This is a genomic window from Pseudomonas sp. NPDC089554, from assembly GCF_050280645.1.
Lineage (GTDB): Bacteria > Pseudomonadota > Gammaproteobacteria > Pseudomonadales > Pseudomonadaceae > Aquipseudomonas.
Genome location: NZ_JBNNVR010000032.1, coordinates 34,270 through 49,207, shown reverse-complemented (window position 1 = coordinate 49,207; position 14,938 = coordinate 34,270). Strand labels below are relative to the sequence as shown.

General features: G+C 62.6%; 15 protein-coding genes, 1 tRNA gene and 1 pseudogene. 4 read left to right on the top strand and 13 right to left on the bottom strand.

Annotation, left to right across the window (positions count from 1 at the left end):
• The 9 genes and pseudogenes from ACQKPE_RS12300 to dapA form a co-directional block, all read right to left on the bottom strand.
• Window positions 1–59: hypothetical protein (locus ACQKPE_RS12300; RefSeq protein WP_427666138.1), on the bottom strand; the 59-nt coding region annotated here is incomplete at its 3' end.
• A gap of 34 nt (window positions 60–93) precedes the next feature.
• A pseudogene (gene pssA / locus ACQKPE_RS12295) lies at window positions 94–675 on the bottom strand (CDP-diacylglycerol--serine O-phosphatidyltransferase); the annotation flags it as partial.
• A 152-nt stretch (window positions 676–827) separates the two neighbouring features.
• Entirely contained in the window at window positions 828–1,844 is a 1,017-nt protein-coding gene (gene ilvC, locus ACQKPE_RS12290) for a ketol-acid reductoisomerase (RefSeq protein ID WP_427666137.1), read from the bottom strand.
• 41 nt (window positions 1,845–1,885) lie between these two features.
• Window positions 1,886–2,332, bottom strand: coding sequence for a cupin domain-containing protein (locus ACQKPE_RS12285; protein WP_427666136.1), 447 nt, complete (start codon window positions 2,330–2,332; stop codon window positions 1,886–1,888).
• Between the two features lie 426 nt (window positions 2,333–2,758).
• Window positions 2,759–2,848 (bottom strand) — tRNA-Ser (locus ACQKPE_RS12280).
• 92 nt (window positions 2,849–2,940) lie between these two features.
• Complete coding sequence (gene purC, locus ACQKPE_RS12275) at window positions 2,941–3,651, bottom strand: phosphoribosylaminoimidazolesuccinocarboxamide synthase (protein WP_427666134.1); 711 nt, start codon at window positions 3,649–3,651, stop codon at window positions 2,941–2,943.
• Window positions 3,652–3,680: 29 nt separating this feature from the next.
• Window positions 3,681–4,439 carry an MBL fold metallo-hydrolase gene (locus tag ACQKPE_RS12270; RefSeq protein WP_427666132.1) on the bottom strand — a complete coding sequence of 253 codons (759 nt, stop codon included), beginning with the start codon at window positions 4,437–4,439 and terminating at the stop codon, window positions 3,681–3,683.
• Window positions 4,440–5,555 (bottom strand): outer membrane protein assembly factor BamC, encoded by a 1,116-nt coding sequence (gene bamC, locus ACQKPE_RS12265; RefSeq protein ID WP_427666131.1) that lies wholly within the window; start codon window positions 5,553–5,555, stop codon window positions 4,440–4,442.
• 17 nt (window positions 5,556–5,572) lie between these two features.
• Window positions 5,573–6,460, bottom strand: a complete 888-nt coding sequence (gene dapA, locus ACQKPE_RS12260; RefSeq protein WP_427666129.1) for a 4-hydroxy-tetrahydrodipicolinate synthase — start codon at window positions 6,458–6,460, stop codon at window positions 5,573–5,575.
• A gap of 259 nt (window positions 6,461–6,719) precedes the next feature.
• Here dapA and ACQKPE_RS12255 point away from each other — a divergent pair, with 259 nt between their 5' ends.
• Complete coding sequence (locus ACQKPE_RS12255; RefSeq protein WP_427666128.1) at window positions 6,720–7,280, top strand: glycine cleavage system protein R; 561 nt, start codon at window positions 6,720–6,722, stop codon at window positions 7,278–7,280.
• A 12-nt stretch (window positions 7,281–7,292) separates the two neighbouring features.
• Complete coding sequence (locus ACQKPE_RS12250) at window positions 7,293–7,766, top strand: peroxiredoxin (RefSeq protein ID WP_427666126.1); 474 nt, start codon at window positions 7,293–7,295, stop codon at window positions 7,764–7,766.
• Between the two features lie 34 nt (window positions 7,767–7,800).
• Here ACQKPE_RS12250 and ACQKPE_RS12245 read toward each other — a convergent pair whose 3' ends face one another.
• Window positions 7,801–8,871: an AI-2E family transporter gene (locus ACQKPE_RS12245; RefSeq protein WP_427666124.1), complete on the bottom strand. Its 1,071-nt coding sequence runs from the start codon at window positions 8,869–8,871 to the stop codon at window positions 7,801–7,803.
• Window positions 8,872–8,891: 20 nt separating this feature from the next.
• Window positions 8,892–9,131 carry a sulfurtransferase TusA family protein gene (locus ACQKPE_RS12240; RefSeq protein WP_427666123.1) on the bottom strand — a complete coding sequence of 80 codons (240 nt, stop codon included), beginning with the start codon at window positions 9,129–9,131 and terminating at the stop codon, window positions 8,892–8,894.
• Window positions 9,132–9,250: 119 nt separating this feature from the next.
• On the opposite strand from ACQKPE_RS12240, the gene ACQKPE_RS12235 reads away from it, so the two are divergent.
• Window positions 9,251–10,687, top strand: coding sequence for a M48 family metalloprotease (locus tag ACQKPE_RS12235; protein ID WP_427666122.1), 1,437 nt, complete (start codon window positions 9,251–9,253; stop codon window positions 10,685–10,687).
• 42 nt (window positions 10,688–10,729) lie between these two features.
• On the opposite strand, the gene nadA is transcribed toward ACQKPE_RS12235, so the two are convergent.
• Both nadA and ACQKPE_RS12225 read right to left on the bottom strand, forming a co-directional pair.
• Window positions 10,730–11,788, bottom strand: a complete 1,059-nt coding sequence (gene nadA, locus ACQKPE_RS12230) for a quinolinate synthase NadA (protein ID WP_427666120.1) — start codon at window positions 11,786–11,788, stop codon at window positions 10,730–10,732.
• A gap of 234 nt (window positions 11,789–12,022) precedes the next feature.
• On the bottom strand, window positions 12,023–13,531 hold the full coding sequence (locus ACQKPE_RS12225; protein WP_427666118.1) for a YdgA family protein: 1,509 nt from the start codon (window positions 13,529–13,531) through the stop codon (window positions 12,023–12,025).
• A gap of 222 nt (window positions 13,532–13,753) precedes the next feature.
• On the opposite strand from ACQKPE_RS12225, the gene ACQKPE_RS12220 reads away from it, so the two are divergent.
• Window positions 13,754–14,938 carry an efflux RND transporter periplasmic adaptor subunit gene (locus ACQKPE_RS12220; RefSeq protein ID WP_427666116.1) on the top strand — a complete coding sequence of 395 codons (1,185 nt, stop codon included), beginning with the start codon at window positions 13,754–13,756 and terminating at the stop codon, window positions 14,936–14,938.

Below are 14,938 nucleotides of genomic sequence, written 5' to 3'. Positions count from 1 at the left end.
CCTTCGTAGTCGAACCAAGCCACTTCGATATTGCGTTCAGTAAAGACGTGCTCATCTATATACGATTTTGCGGCGGGACCTGAAATATAACGTTGTGAACGCCCACACCGTACCCGCCACGACGCCGGCGGCAGCCGGGCTGGCCAGGCCGATGAAGTAGCGCTTGTCGGCTTTGCCCACCTGGGTATTGAAGCGCGCCAGGCGCAGCGCTGCACCCGCGACATAGATAAAGGCGACCATCCAGCCGACCTTGCCCATGTCGCCCAGTGCCCAACCGAAGGCCAGCAGCGCAGGCGCCACGCCGAAGGCGACCATGTCCGACAGCGAGTCGTACTCGGCACCGAAGGCACTTTGGGTGTTGGTCATACGGGCCACACGCCCATCGAGCCCATCGAGAACCATGGCGACGAAAATCGCGATTGCCGCAAAGGCGAAGTACTTGCTCGCCTCGCGCGGGTCTCCAGCGCTCAGGGCGCTTTGCGCACTCATCGAGCTGATGATCGAGTAGAAACCGGCGAACAGGTTCGCGGTGGTGAACAGGTTGGGCAACAGGTAGATGCCGCGGTGCCGGACCTTGCGCCCTTCAGCGTCATGGCCTTCTTCAACATGCTCATCGACAGGTAGCAGGCTTTCGGCGTCGGAGGGCTTGTTCGGCTCTTCGGGACGTTCGCTCATGAAAAGTACCTTGCAACGGGGTGGAATAAGTTCGACATGGGCCTGCGAAACAGGTTCTGACGGCAAGCCACTGGTCGCTTTATACCAGAAGCTGACCGCATAAACGAAAAAACGCGGCCGAAGCCGCGTTTTTCATCGAACGACGAAGAACCTTAGTTCTTGGACTTGTCGACGATCTTGTTCGCCGAGATCCAAGGCATCATCGAGCGCAGTTGCTCGCCGATGATCTCGATGCCGTGGGCGGCGTTGTTACGACGCTTGGCGGTCATCGATGGGTAGCCGGTGGCGCCTTCGGAGATGAACATCTTGGCGTATTCGCCGTCCTGGATGCGCTTCAGGGCGTTGCGCATGGCCTGGCGGGATTGGGCGTTGATGACTTCCGGGCCGGTGAAATATTCACCATATTCGGCGTTGTTGGAGATCGAGTAGTTCATGTTGGCGATGCCGCCTTCGTACATGAGGTCGACGATCAGCTTCAGCTCGTGCAGGCACTCGAAGTAGGCCATTTCCGGAGCGTAGCCCGCCTCGACCAGGGTTTCGAAACCGGCTTTGACCAGCTCGACGGTACCGCCGCACAGAACGGCCTGCTCACCGAACAGGTCGGTTTCGGTCTCGTCCTTGAAGGTGGTTTCGATGATGCCGGTACGGCCGCCACCAACGCCTGCGGCGTACGACAGGGCGACGTTCTTGGCATTGCCCGAGGCGTCCTGGTAGATGGCGATCAGGTCAGGGATGCCGCCGCCTTTTACGAACTCGGAACGCACGGTGTGGCCCGGGGCCTTCGGCGCGATCATGATCACGTCGAGGTCGGCACGTGGAACGACCTGGTTGTAGTGGATCGAGAAACCGTGGGAGAAGGCCAGGGTGGCGCCCTTCTTGATGTTCGGCTCGATTTCGTTCTTGTACAGCGCGCTCTGGAATTCGTCCGGGGTCAGGATCATGACCAGGTCGGCAGCGGCGACGGCAGTGGCGACGTCAGCGACTTTCAGGCCATGGGCCTCTGCCTTGGCAACGGTGGCCGAACCTTTGCGCAGACCGACGGTGACATCTACACCGGAGTCCTTCAGGTTGCACGCTTGGGCGTGACCTTGGGAACCGTAGCCGATAACCGCAACTTTCTTGCCTTGGATGATGGAAAGGTCGCAGTCTTTATCGTAGAAAACTTTCATAGTGCCCTCGAAGTTATGAACCTACAGGATTCAAATAAACATCAGTCCAGGATATGCGCCAACGCCACACCTTCGGTGCCGGCATAGAACACGATCAGCACGGCGCCGTCATCGCCAGTGAAACCGCGATGCGCAATATCGACTGCCTCCGGAATCACTTGGCCAGTCGTATAGACTTTCTTCAGGCCTGTCGATTTCTGCTCGACCGTGATACTACCCGACAAGATATAACCGGCATTCGGGAAAGGATGTGTATGCCACGGCAGCGAACTGTTAGGCGGCACGGAAATCTTCAACACGCTCAATTGCGGGTTACCCTTCGGGTAGGCTTTGTAGGCGTCCCCTGTCCAGGCCTGGTTCGTCTGCAACAACACTTCAGCCTTGGCATCACCGCCCGCAGCGAATGCCGGCAGCACGCACGAAAGGCCCATGAGCGCGGAGCAGGCAGCCAATGCTGCGAACTTATACTTTCTTGAATGAAAACTCATGCACTTACCTTCAGGTTAATTGGGACGTGCGTACTGTGTTGGCAAACGACTACTTATTGTTCGAGTGCGCGCACACTAGCAAATCCCGTCAGGCCATCAAGTTGAAAAGCGGAGAGTTAAACAACACGATATGTAAACAAAGCAGCCGCGCTTTATTTTAGAAATAGGCACTATTATTTACGTGCACGTAAACGAAAGGTAGAGCAGATGAATTATTTTACTATGATAAATTAAGATAAATTTAACTTATTTTATCTAGGTATTTTTCATTGACCGACTTCAGCGGAGAATAGGCTGAACCGACGTTTAGAACACACAGATTCAAACACTCAGCGCTCAGACCAGAGGGCTGCAAAGGCACTACCCCTGAAACGACGAAGCCCCCGAAAACGTCAACGTTTTCGGGGGCTTCGGCTACTTCTGTAATGGCGGAGAGATAGGGATTTGAACCCTAGGTACTGTTGCCAGTACAACGGATTTCGAATCCGTCCCGTTCGACCACTCCGGCATCTCTCCAGTGGCGCGCATCATACCAGCGAATTCGCTAAAGGCAAACCTTTATTTGAAAAAAATGCGCGTGGTATCAGGCGCTTGCGTGAACCTGCCGCTTACAGCGGCACGCCCAGGCGCTTGGCGACTTCTTCGTAGGCTTCGATGACATCACCCAGGCCTTGGCGGAAGCGGTCCTTGTCCATCTTCTTGCGGGTTTCCTTGTCCCACAGGCGGCAGCCGTCAGGGCTGAACTCGTCACCCAGGACGATCTGGCCGTGGAATACGCCGAACTCCAGCTTGAAGTCGACCAGCAGCAGGCCGGCGTCGTCGAACAGCTTGTTCAGCACTTCGTTGACCTTCAGCGACAGCTTCTTCATCTCGGCCAGTTGCTCGGCGGTGCCCCAACCGAAGGCCACGACGTGGGACTCGTTGATGAACGGGTCGCCCTTCTCGTCGTTCTTCAGGAACAGCTCGAAGGTCGAAGGCTCGAGCTTGATGCCCTCTTCCACGCCCAGACGCTTGACCAGGCTGCCGGCGGCATAGTTACGCACCACGCATTCCACCGGGATCATGTCGAGCTTCTTCACCAGGCACTCGTTGTCGCCCAGCAGCTTGTCGAATTGGGTCGGGATACCGGCCGCTTCGAGCTTCTGCATGATGAAGGCGTTGAACTTGTTGTTCACCATGCCCTTGCGGTCCAGCTGCTCGATACGCTTGCCGTCGAACGCCGAAGTGTCGTTACGGAACAGCAGGATCAAGCGGTCGGCGTCGTCGGTCTTGTAAACCGATTTGGCCTTGCCGCGGTAGAGTTCGTCGCGTTTTTCCATGATGGGCTCCGCTTGCTTGAATGGGTGGGCTAGGCGATTTCGCGCCAGTCGAGCCCGTGTTCCTGGTTCGCCACCTGGAGCCAGTCTGGGTCGCACCCCAAGGTGTCGACGAAGCACTGACGCGCCAGTTGTGGCAGGTTGTTCTTGCTGCTGAGGTGGGCCAGCACCAAGTGCTGCAGGTGTTTCCAACCCAACTCGGCCACCAGGCTGGCGGCCTGGTGGTTGTTCAAATGTCCCTGGTTGCCGCCGACCCGCTGCTTGAGAAAGTACGGGTAGTGCCCACGCGCCAGCAGGTCACGGCAATGGTTGGCCTCGATCAACAAGGCGTCCAGGCCCTGGTAGCGCGCCAGCAGGTGCGCATCGAACGAGCCCAGGTCGGTGAGCATACCGAAGCGCCGGCGCCCATCGCTGACCACATACTGCAACGGCTCCAGCGCATCGTGCTCGACCCGTGCGGCGCTGACCTTGAGGCTGCCGATGTCGATACTGTCGCCACAACCGAGAAAACCGGCCACCTCCACCGGCTTGCGCATACCGCGCAACGTGCCTTGGCTGAGGTAGACCGGTACATTGTAGCGCCGTGCCAGCAACCCGACGCCATGCACATGGTCCGCATGCTCGTGGGTCACCAGCACCGCGCTCAGTTGTGTCGCCGACACCCCGAGCAGCGCCAGGCGCCGCTCGGTTTCACGCAGGGAAAAACCGCAATCGACCAGTACGTAGGTGTCGTCACTGGCGATCAGCGTGCCGTTTCCCTGGCTGCCGCTTCCGAGTACCGCGAAACGCACTTAGCCCAGACGGTCCTGGATGGCGCTCAACACGCGGCGGGCGACATCGGCCGGGGCCACGGTGTTGATGTTCTTCTCCACGGTGACCTGGACGTTTTCGCCTACCTTGCTCAGGCGAACCTGGTAACGCTCGGCGCGCTCTTCACGCTCTTCCTTGCTCGGCTCGCTGCCGAACAGGCGGCTGAAGAAGCCTGGCTCGTTCTGCTTGTCTTCGGGTTTCTCGGACAAGTTGATGTAGTACAGGCCCAGGCTGCGGTTGATGTCCTCGACACGCCACTCGCCCTGCTCCAGGGCACGGCCCACGCCAGACCAGGCGCGATCCAGGTCAGAACCCAGGTACAGCACCGGGTTGCCGCTACCGTCTTCGCTCAGGCTGACCTGGCTTGGCGCGTCGAAGTCGCGCGCGGCCAGCAGCGAGACCGAACCGCCCTTCTCGGCGCTGCGGTTCATGCTGGCCAGCATTTCGTCGACCAGCAGCGCGTCGGCAGCAGTGTTGGTGGAGGTGGACGGGAAATCAGGCTCGGCGGTGCTGCCGGCCGGGCGCTCGACGCTGACTACGTACACCTCGGAGGTATTGCGTTGCACACCGGGCTCCATGCGCACACGCACGCGCACTTCGCTGTCAGGGCTGCCGCCGGTGCTTGCCAGGCGCTGGCCCAGGGAGGCGGAGAGCTCGTCAAAGCGCTGCCAGGTGGTGGTGAACTCACCTGTCTGCGGACGCTCCTCGGCGATGCGGAAGCCGTTGTCCTCGAAGTACTGGTGCGCCACCGGCCATACTTCGGCCGGCGCACGTTGTGCCAGTACCCAGCGGCTGCTGCCGCTGCGCTGCAGGGTGAAGTCGCTGACGTCGGCACTGGCCGACATCGGTTGCGGGCGCGGCACGTCGAACTCGCCAGCGGCCTGGCCGTCGGCGACGTTACGCGGGATCGGCAGCAGTGGGTCCATGCGCTTGACATGGGTAGCGTCCGGCGGCAACTGCATCGTGGCAGTCGGGCGGGCCTGCAGGTAATCGCTGCCGCGGTCGCGGAAATAGCCATCCTCGCCCCACAGCCAGCCGCACCCACTGGTGCTGGAAATGATCAGGGCGAGAGCGGAAAGACCAGCCAGTCGCTTCATGCGGTGTACTTCCTCGATTAAACCAGTACGCCGGACTGGCGCAAGGCAGTACGGACTTTTTCTTCGTAGCCCTGGCTCAGCCAGGTCAGCGGCAGGCGGATGCCCTTGTGCATCAGGCCCATTTCGACGAGCGCCCATTTCACCGGGATCGGGTTGGACTCGCAGAACAGGTCTTTGTGCAGCGGCAGGAGTTTTTCATGGATCGCGCGGGCCTTCTCGGCATTGCCCTCAAGGGCGGCCTCGCACAGATCGGCCATTTCGCGCGGGGCGACGTTGGCGGTAACGGAGATGTTGCCCTTGCCACCCAGCAGGATCAGCTCGACAGCGGTCAGGTCGTCGCCGGACAGCACCACGAAGTCCTTGTCGACGCCATCGATGATGGTCTTGGCACGGGCCAGGTCGCCGGTGGCTTCCTTGATACCGATGATATTCGGCACCTTCGACAGGCGGATCACGGTCTCGGCCTGCATGTCGCAGGAGGTGCGGCCCGGCACGTTGTAGAGGATCTGCGGAATGTCGACGGCTTCGGCAATGTGCTTGAAGTGCTGGTACAGGCCTTCCTGGGTCGGTTTGTTGTAGTACGGCACCACCAGCAGGCAGGCATCGGCGCCGGCATTCTTGGCGTTCTGGGTCAGGTGCACGGCTTCGGTGGTGGAGTTGGCACCGGTACCGGCAATGACCGGGATGCGCTTGTTGCTGCGCTTGACGCGCTCGACCACGTGCTTGATGACCAGGATATGTTCTTCGACATCCAGGGTGGCGGATTCGCCAGTGGTGCCGACGGCAACGATCGCGTGGGTGCCTTTTTCCAGGTGGAAGTCGACCAGTTTATCGAGGCTGACCCAGTCCAGACGCCCTTGTGCATCCATGGGTGTGACCAATGCCACCATACTGCCCGCGATCATGAAACTGCTCCTGCCGGAAAAAGAGAGCGGTAATGGTACTGGCGCCATCGGCCTTGCACAAGCGAAGCTGGCGGGCGGAGCATTCCCCTCGGCGCTGCTTTTCGCTACCCTTGATCCTTTGATCGGCGCAACGCGGCCCGCCGGGCCGTCGACAGTGCTCCGCGCCAGTGCCAACGGCCCTCGCTACACGCCTTCGGCCCTGGTGCAAGGGTAGCCTGCAGCGCTTCGCGCCGACCGCTCATCGCTTTAGGAATGCTGCATGTCCACCGCCACCGTCCGCGAACAATTCCTCGTCATCAGTGCCTTGGGCCCCAACCCCATGGAGCTGGCCAATGTCCTCAGCCGCGCTGCCTTCGAAAACCGCTGCGCGGTAGTCACCTCGCGCCTGTCGCGCCACGGCGAAACCAGCGCGCTGGTGTTGCAGGTCGGCGGTAGCTGGGATGCCCTGGCCCGTCTGGAGACCAGTCTGCCGGGGCTGGCCAAGAAGCATGGCCTGACCCTGGACGTGGTGCGCAGCGCCGAGCAGGAAGTACGCCCCCAGGCCCTGCCTTATGTGGCCTACGTCAGCGCCGCCTACCGCCCGGACATCATCAACGAGCTGTGCCAGTTCTTCCTCGACCACCGCGTCGAACTCGAGAGCATGACCTGCGACACCTACCTGGCGCCGCAGACCGGCAGCAGCATGCTCAATGCCCAGTTCACCGTGATCCTGCCGGCCGGTACGCAAATCAGCTGGCTGCGCGATCAGTTCCTGGACTTCGCCGATGCCCTGAACCTGGACGCGCTGATCGAACCCTGGCGCCCACAGAACCCCGTGTAAGGAAACCCAACCATGGCCGTAGCACTCGACCAACCCGTCGCCGATTTCCAGGCCCAGGCCACCAGTGGCCAGGCCGTGAGCTTGGCTGGCCTGAAGGGCCAGCAGGTGGTGCTGTACTTCTACCCCAAGGACAGCACGCCGGGCTGCACCACCGAGGGCCAGGGTTTCCGTGACCAGCACGCGGCGTTCGCGGCGGCCAACACCGTGGTGTTCGGTGTGTCGCGCGATGGCATCAAGTCGCACGAGAACTTCAAGGCCAAGCAGGGTTTTCCATTCGAGCTGATCAGCGACAAGGACGAGGCGCTGTGCCAGCTGTTCGACGTCATCAAGCTGAAGAAGCTGTATGGCAAGGAATACCTGGGCGTGGACCGCAGCACCTTCCTGATCGACAAGAACGGCGTGCTGCGCCAGGAGTGGCGTGGGGTGAAGGTGCCCGGGCATGTGGATGCAGTGCTGGCGGCGGCGCAGGCCCTGAACAAGGCCTGAATCGATTGGGGCCGCAAAAGCGGCCCCATGAAATCTAAAGCAGTGGCGAAACCGCCGGTTCCTGCCGCGGCCAGGCATCAAGCACCGCTTTGAACAGCGTCGCCAGCGGAATGGCGAAGAAGATCCCCCAGAACCCCCACAACCCGCCGAACAGCAGCACCGCGCAGATGATCGCCACCGGGTGCAGGCTCACCGCCTCGGAGAACAGCAGCGGCACCAGCACGTTGCCATCCAGTGCCTGGATGATCGCGTACACCGCCATCAGGTAGATGAACTGGTCGCCCCAGCCCCACTGGAACAGCGCGATCAAGGTCACCGGTACGGTCACCACCACCGCGCCAACGTAAGGCACCACCACCGACAAACCCACCAGCAGCGCCAGCAAGGCCGCATAGTTGAGCCCCAGGCTGATGAAGGCGATATAGGTGGCGATACCACAGATCAGGATCTCGATACCCTTGCCACGAATGTAATTGGCGATCTGCCGGTTCATCTCGTCGCCCACGCGGTTGAGCAAGGTGCGCTGGCGCGGCAGGTAACCGCTGACCCAGCGGCCGATGAGCTCGCGGTCCTTGAGGAAGAAGAACACCAGGATCGGCACCAGCACCAGGTAGATCATCGCGCCCACCAACAGCGGCAGGCTCGACAACGAGAAGGTCAGCGCCCACTGGCCGAACTTGCCGATCTCGCCACGTACCGACTCGATGGCCCGCAGCACCTGCTCGTCCGACACCAGGTGAGGGTAGCGCTCCGGCAGCAGCAACAACAATGACTGCCACTTGGCGAGCATGCCTGGCAGTTCGTTGAACAGGGTCGTCAGTTGGTGCCAGAGCAGCGGCACCAGCACCAGCAGAACCACCGCCAGCGCCCCCATGAACAGCGTGAACACCAGCCACACGGCCATGCGCGTCGGCACCTTCAGGCGCTCCAGCGCATTCACCACCCCCTGCATCAGGAACGCCAGCACCATGCTCGCCAGCACCGGCGCAAGCATGCCACCCAGCGTCAGCACCACTGTGAAAGCCAGGAACAGCAGAACTGCAAGCACCACCGCCTCCTCGTCGGAGAAGTAGCGTTGCATCCAGTCGCGAAGCACTTTGAACATTGACGATCCTTGGAAAGAACTCAGGCCTTGCGCAGCCAGTAGGTATATACCCCGGACTCGGCCATTTCGTGCAGCAGCGTGTGACCTGAGAGCTGTGCGAAAGTGCGGAAGTCACGTTGGGAACCTGCGTCGGTGGCGATAACCTTGAGCACTGCGCCGCTGGCCAGGCGGTTGAGCTCCATCTTGGCCTTGAGCAGCGGCAGCGGGCAGTTCAGCCCGCTGGCGTCGAGTTCGGCGTCGCAGGTCGGGGTGTCGGTCATTCGAAGGTCTCCTGGCGGGGCAATGGGGCGTGGCAGACGAGCCGCACAGGATACCGCCACTGGTCGTCATCGTGCGAGCGGGCTACAGTAGACCTCTTTGATCGATGCGAGCTTCATGCATGAATCTACTGCGCCCTACCCTGATGATGCTGGCCTGCCTGATGGCCCTCCCCGGCCACGCCGACGACCTGCCGTCTCTGGGCGACGCCAGCTCCGCGATCGTCTCGCCGCAGCAGGAACATCAGCTCGGCCGCGCCTGGCTGAGCCTGTTGCGTGGCAACGTCAACCAGCTCAACGACCCGCAGCTCAAGGACTACGTCGAGACCAGCGTGTACAAGCTGGCCGAAACCAGCCAACTGCAGGACCGTCGCCTGGAGTTCATCCTGATCGACGCCCGTGAACTCAACGCCTTCGCCGCCCCCGGCGGCATCGTCGGGGTCAACGGCGGGCTGTTCCTCAATGCCCAGACCGAAGGCGAATACGCCTCGGTAATGGCCCACGAACTGGCGCACCTTTCCCAACGCCACTTCGCCCGTGGCGTCGAGGCCCAGCAACGCATGCAACTGCCGATGATGGCCGCGCTGCTGGCCGGTATCGTGCTGGCCGCCGGCGGCGGTGGCGATGCCGGTATCGGCGTGATCGCCGGCACCCAGGCCGCCGCCATCCAGGAGCAGCGGCGCTTCTCCCGGCAGAACGAACAGGAAGCCGACCGCATCGGCATCCTCAACCTCGAGAAGGCCGGCTTCGACCCTCGCACCATGCCCTCGATGTTCGAGCGCCTGGCCCGCCAGTACCGCTACGACGCCAAGCCCCCGGAATTCCTGCTGACCCACCCGGTCACCGAGTCGCGTATCGCCGATACCCGCAACCGCGCCGAACAGGCGCCCAAGGGCGGTGTCGAGGACAGCCTGCGCTACCAGCTGATCCGCGCCCGCGTGGCCCTTACCTACGAAGGCACGCCGGGCCTGGCGGCAAAGCGCTTCCGCGCCCAGCTCGACGAAAACCCCAACATGGACGCCGCGCGCTATGGCCTGGCCCTGGCGCAGATCAAGGGCGGCCAGCTCAACGAAGCGCGCGAGAACCTCAAACCGCTGCTGGCCAAGGCGCCCAACGAAATCACCTATAACCTTGCGCAGATCGACCTGGACATCACCAACAACCGCCTGGCCGATGCCCAGCAGCGTATCGAGCGCATGCGCGGCTTGTACCCCGGTAACTATCCGTTGCAACAGGTGCGTGCCGACCTGCTGATCAAGCAAGGCAAACCGGCCGAGGCGGAGAAGGCGTTGGATGCGCTGGTCAAGCAGCGCCCAGACGACCCGGACGTGTGGTACGACGTGGCCGAAGTACGCGGGCTGTCGGGCAATACCATCGGCCTGCACCGAGCGCGGGCAGAGTATTTCACCCTGGTGGGCGACTTCGACCAGGCGATCCAGCAGCTCGATTTCGCCAAGCGCCGGGCGGGTAGCAACTTCCCACTGGCCTCGCAGATCGACCAGCGCCAGCGCGAAGTGATGGACCAGCAGCGCATGGTGCGGGACATGATGGGACGCTGAAACTGAAAAGGGGCCGCTTTGCGGCCCCTTTCCACATCTGAATCAGGCGTTACCTGACAACTTCAAGCGCGCCGCCTGGGTGAAGTCCAGCATGCGGTTCAACGGCTTGATCGCCCTCGGCACCAGCGCCGGCTCCACGAAGATCTCGTTGCTGCCCTTGCGCAGGCAATCCAGCGTGCGCTCCAGGGTGTTCATGGCCATCCACGGGCAATGCGCACAGCTGCGGCAGGCAGCGCCGTTACCGGCGGTAGGTGCCTCGACGAACTCCTTGTCCGGGCACAGCTGCTGCATCTTGTAGAAGATGCCGCGGTCGGTGGCGACGATGAAGGTCTTGTTCGGCAGGGTCTGCGCAGCTTTGATCAGCTGGCTGGTGGAACCCACCGCGTCGGCCAGATCGATTACCGACTCTGGCGACTCCGGGTGCACCAGGATCGCCGCGTCCGGGTACAGCGCCTTCATGTCCGCCAACTGGCGCGACTTGAACTCCTCGTGGACGATGCAGGCGCCGTCCCACAGCAGCATGTCGGCGCCGGTCTTTTTCTGGATGTAGCGACCCAGGTGCTGGTCCGGCCCCCAGATGATGGTCTCGCCGTTGTCCATCAGGCTTTCGACGATCTCCAGCGCGCAGCTGGAGGTCACTACCCAGTCGGCCCGCGCCTTCACCGCCGCAGAGGTGTTGGCATAGACCACCACGGTGCGCTCCGGGTGCTGGTCGCAGAAGGCCGAGAACTCGTCTACCGGACAGCCCAGGTCGAGCGAGCAGGTGGCCTCCAGGGTGGGCATCAGCACACGCTTTTCCGGGGTGAGGATCTTCGCCGTCTCGCCCATGAAGCGCACCCCGGCCACCACCACGGTGCTGGCCGGGTGGTTCTTGCCGAAGCGGGCCATTTCCAGGGAGTCGGAGACGCAACCGCCGGTTTCCTCGGCCAGTGCCTGGATGATCGGGTCGCAATAGTAGTGGGCAACCAGCACGGCATCCTGCGCCTTCAGCTCGGCGGCGATGGCTGCACGGTATTCAGCCTCCTGCGCCGGGGTCAGCGGGTTGGGCTGCTTGGCATCGAGGTGGGCTTGCACCAGGAGGCGTTCGGAAATCTGGGTCATGATCGCTGGACCTGCGGGCGCGAGTGCGCGTCAGTCGAGAGTATCACCCGGCCCTGGCAGATCGGCTAAAGGTGCCGGACGGCCGGCGTGGCGGGCCATCACGGCCCATCTGCGGGCACGGATTATTATCGGAGGCCGAAGGCTACAGACAATCGCAGGAATGCAAAAGCGGTTTTTGCGTGAAGCGTAAGTGCCCCCTTCGCAGGCGAACCTGCAAAAGGGGCTACTGGGTCATCAGCCCTGCGGCGACAACGCAGCCAGGTGTGCACCCAGCATCATGGCGAACTGCTCGACGGTCATCTTGCGACCATTGAAGTCGACCATGCCATCGGCGTAGTGCAGGCTCGACACCACATCATCGCCCTGCACCGTGGCCATGCCGCTTTGCACCGCCATCATGCCGACCATCTCACCCGCCTGGCCGGACTGCGCGGCAATAGCCTGGGCGTCGGTCTGACCATCGAGCAGCGCCTGCAAGGTGGCCAGGTCGCCGATCATCGGCTTGGACAGCGACAACTTGCCCTGCAGCTTGCTGACCAGTTGCTTGCCCAATTGGTCCGACGGCAGGTCGAACGAGGTGGGGTTGGCCAGGTCGAGTACCAGGCTGAAGCGGCTGTGCCCGTTGGCAGTCTTGAACGACAAGTCTTCCAGCCCCAGCTGCGGCTTGGCGGCAAGCAGCTGTTGCAGGTCGGCCTTGACCTTGACCTCTTCCTGCGGGGTCATGTCCAGGGACGGCGCTTGCTGGCCCTGGGCAGCGGCAGCCTGGATCGCTGGCAGCTTGGTCTGGTACCAGGTCACCAAGGACTGCATGGCCGGGATGTCCAGCGACTTCATGGTGAACACCATCTGCCCGCTGCCCACGGCACGGCCGGCGTAGGTGATGTCCGAAACCTTGTAGGACAGCCGGGCGCCCAGGCGGTTTTCACCCTCGGCGCTGTACAGGCTGTTCTGCTCCAGGCCCTTGAACAGCAGCACATCCTGCTTTGGCCCCACGGTGGCCTGGGCCTCGGCCAGGTACAAGTCGAGGTGGCCGAGGTAGACCATGTCGTGCTCGGTGCCGGTCAGCTCGCCGCCTATCTTCAAGCCATTGAACTGCAACTTCACCGGCGGCTGGTCTTCGTTGACCAGGTTCATCGCCAGCTTGTCGGCAGTACCATGGATCTTCACCGCCTTGCCCTCGCGGTCGCCGCTGAGCAACAACTGCATACCGGAGAAGTCCAGGGTTCGGCCATCGTCTTCCTTAAAGTTCACCGGTGCCAGGCGAATATCGCTGTCGACGCTGCCGCCATAGCCGATGCTGACCTGGGCGGTCACTGGTGCCTTGTCGCCTGCTGCGGCGAACCAGGGCGCGGTGAAGTCGTCCTTCTGCAAGGTGCTGTTGCTGGTAGCCATCACCGGCAGCAGCTTGCCCGCCTTGACCCGCGACCAAGGGAAGGGGCCATGTTCGATCTGGTCGAGTACCGCCACTTCGAAGTTCAGCGGCTCGCCCTCGCCCGTCTGCAGGTTCTCGACCTTCAGGCGATAGTGCGCGGTGCTGGTAAAGAAGCGCTGTTCCAGCGAGACCAGCTCGATGGTCATGCTGCCACCGGTGCCGGCCACGGCTTTCTTGAGTTCGTCGTTGCCGCGCTCGACCGAGCGCGCAAGCTCTGCGGGCAACTGCTTGCCGGTGTACCAGGCGCCAGCGGTGGTTGCAACGGCGATGGCGACGGCCAGGCCGGAAAGAATGCCTACTGATTTCTTCATGAATTGAACCGATTACTGTCCATAGGGGCGATGCGTGGTATCACGCAAGGTGGCAAGGTTAGCACTGTCGGCGGGCGTGAGGCGTGCGTCGGAGGGCAATAAACCCCACACACCACGGCATTCATGAATTCCGCTCACAAGACCTTGCAAATAACCTCGTATTAACGCAGCAGTTGCCGCGCCATACAGTCTTCGACACTGACTAGGCGCGGAGTGCTGTCCATGACCCTTAAAAGATATGCAGTGGCCCTTTGCTCGGGGCTGACGCTATGCGTCCTCGCCGCCGGCTTGCTGACAGGTAGCGAGAACGCACTCAACGCGGCCCAGCCCGCCGCCCCCACACCGCCGCAAGTGGCCGTGGCCCAGGTGGTGCAGCGCGAAGTGCGCGCCTGGGACACCTTCTCCGCGCGCCTTGAAGCCATCGAGCAAGTGGCCGTGCGCGCACGTGTGTCCGGCGCAGTGCAGGCCATTCACTTCCGTGAGGGCCAGCTGGTCAAGCAGGGCGACCTGCTGGTTACCCTCGATCCGGCCCTCTACGCCGCCGAGGTAAGCCGAGCCCAGGCACGCGTGGCAGCGGCCAACGCACGCCAGGCATTCACCCGCAGCGAAGCGCAACGGGCCCTGCGCCTGATCGACTCGCAGGCCATCGCCCGCAGCGACGCCGAACGCCGCCAGAACGAAGCCCAGGAGGCCGATGCCGCCCTGCTGGAAGCCCGGGCAGCACTGCACACGGCCCAACTCAACCTGGGCTATACGCAAGTGCGTGCAGCGGTCAGCGGACGTGTCGGGCGCCGCGAGGTCACGGTAGGCAACCTGGTCGGTGGCGGCCCCGATGGCCCGGTACTGACCCAACTGGTTTCGACTTCGCCGATCCACGCCAGCTTCGACATCGACGAAGCGACCCTGCTGCAAGCCCTGCACGCCCCTTCCAACCCCGACGCCGCGCAGGCCCTGCCGGTACAGATGCAGGGCGTCGGCGGCCGCCGCCACGAAGGCCAGGTGCAATGGCTCGACAACCAACTCGACACGCGCAGCGGCACCTTGCGCCTGCGTGCGGTGTTCGACAACCCCGACGGCAGCCTGGTCCCTGGCCAGTTCGCCCGTGTCAGCCTGGGCCAGGCCGCGCCGTTCATGGGCCTGCTGGTGGACGAACGGGCGCTGGGCACAGACCAGGACCGCCGCTACGTGCTGGTGCTGGGCGAAGACAACCGCGTGGCCTATCGCCAGGTCAGCCTTGGCGCCCGCATCGATGGGCTGCGGGTGGTCAGCGCCGGGCTCGCGCCAGGCGAGCGAGTGGTGGTCGAAGGCCTGCAACGGGTGCGTCCCGGCAGCCAGGTCACCCCACGCGTCATCGACATGCCGGTGGCGCAGTCGAGCGACACCGCCCCTGCCCTGCCTAGGTCGTAA

Excerpts from the sequence above, each read along its gene's own strand:
- ACQKPE_RS12250 (WP_427666126.1), top strand. The coding sequence starts at position 7,293 with ATGGCCGTAGCACTCGACCAACCCGTCGCCGATTTCCAGGCCCAGGCC.
- bamC (WP_427666131.1), bottom strand. The coding sequence starts at position 5,555 with ATGAAGCGACTGGCTGGTCTTTCCGCTCTCGCCCTGATCATTTCCAGC.
- nadA (WP_427666120.1), bottom strand. The coding sequence starts at position 11,788 with ATGACCCAGATTTCCGAACGCCTCCTGGTGCAAGCCCACCTCGATGCC.
- ACQKPE_RS12285 (WP_427666136.1), bottom strand. The coding sequence starts at position 2,332 with ATGAGTTTTCATTCAAGAAAGTATAAGTTCGCAGCATTGGCTGCCTGC.
- purC (WP_427666134.1), bottom strand. The coding sequence starts at position 3,651 with ATGGAAAAACGCGACGAACTCTACCGCGGCAAGGCCAAATCGGTTTAC.
- ACQKPE_RS12225 (WP_427666118.1), bottom strand. The coding sequence starts at position 13,531 with ATGAAGAAATCAGTAGGCATTCTTTCCGGCCTGGCCGTCGCCATCGCC.
- ACQKPE_RS12220 (WP_427666116.1), top strand. The coding sequence starts at position 13,754 with ATGACCCTTAAAAGATATGCAGTGGCCCTTTGCTCGGGGCTGACGCTA.
- dapA (WP_427666129.1), bottom strand. The coding sequence starts at position 6,460 with ATGATCGCGGGCAGTATGGTGGCATTGGTCACACCCATGGATGCACAA.
- ACQKPE_RS12255 (WP_427666128.1), top strand. The coding sequence starts at position 6,720 with ATGTCCACCGCCACCGTCCGCGAACAATTCCTCGTCATCAGTGCCTTG.
- ilvC (WP_427666137.1), bottom strand. The coding sequence starts at position 1,844 with ATGAAAGTTTTCTACGATAAAGACTGCGACCTTTCCATCATCCAAGGC.
- ACQKPE_RS12245 (WP_427666124.1), bottom strand. The coding sequence starts at position 8,871 with ATGTTCAAAGTGCTTCGCGACTGGATGCAACGCTACTTCTCCGACGAG.
- ACQKPE_RS12240 (WP_427666123.1), bottom strand. The coding sequence starts at position 9,131 with ATGACCGACACCCCGACCTGCGACGCCGAACTCGACGCCAGCGGGCTG.
- ACQKPE_RS12235 (WP_427666122.1), top strand. The coding sequence starts at position 9,251 with ATGAATCTACTGCGCCCTACCCTGATGATGCTGGCCTGCCTGATGGCC.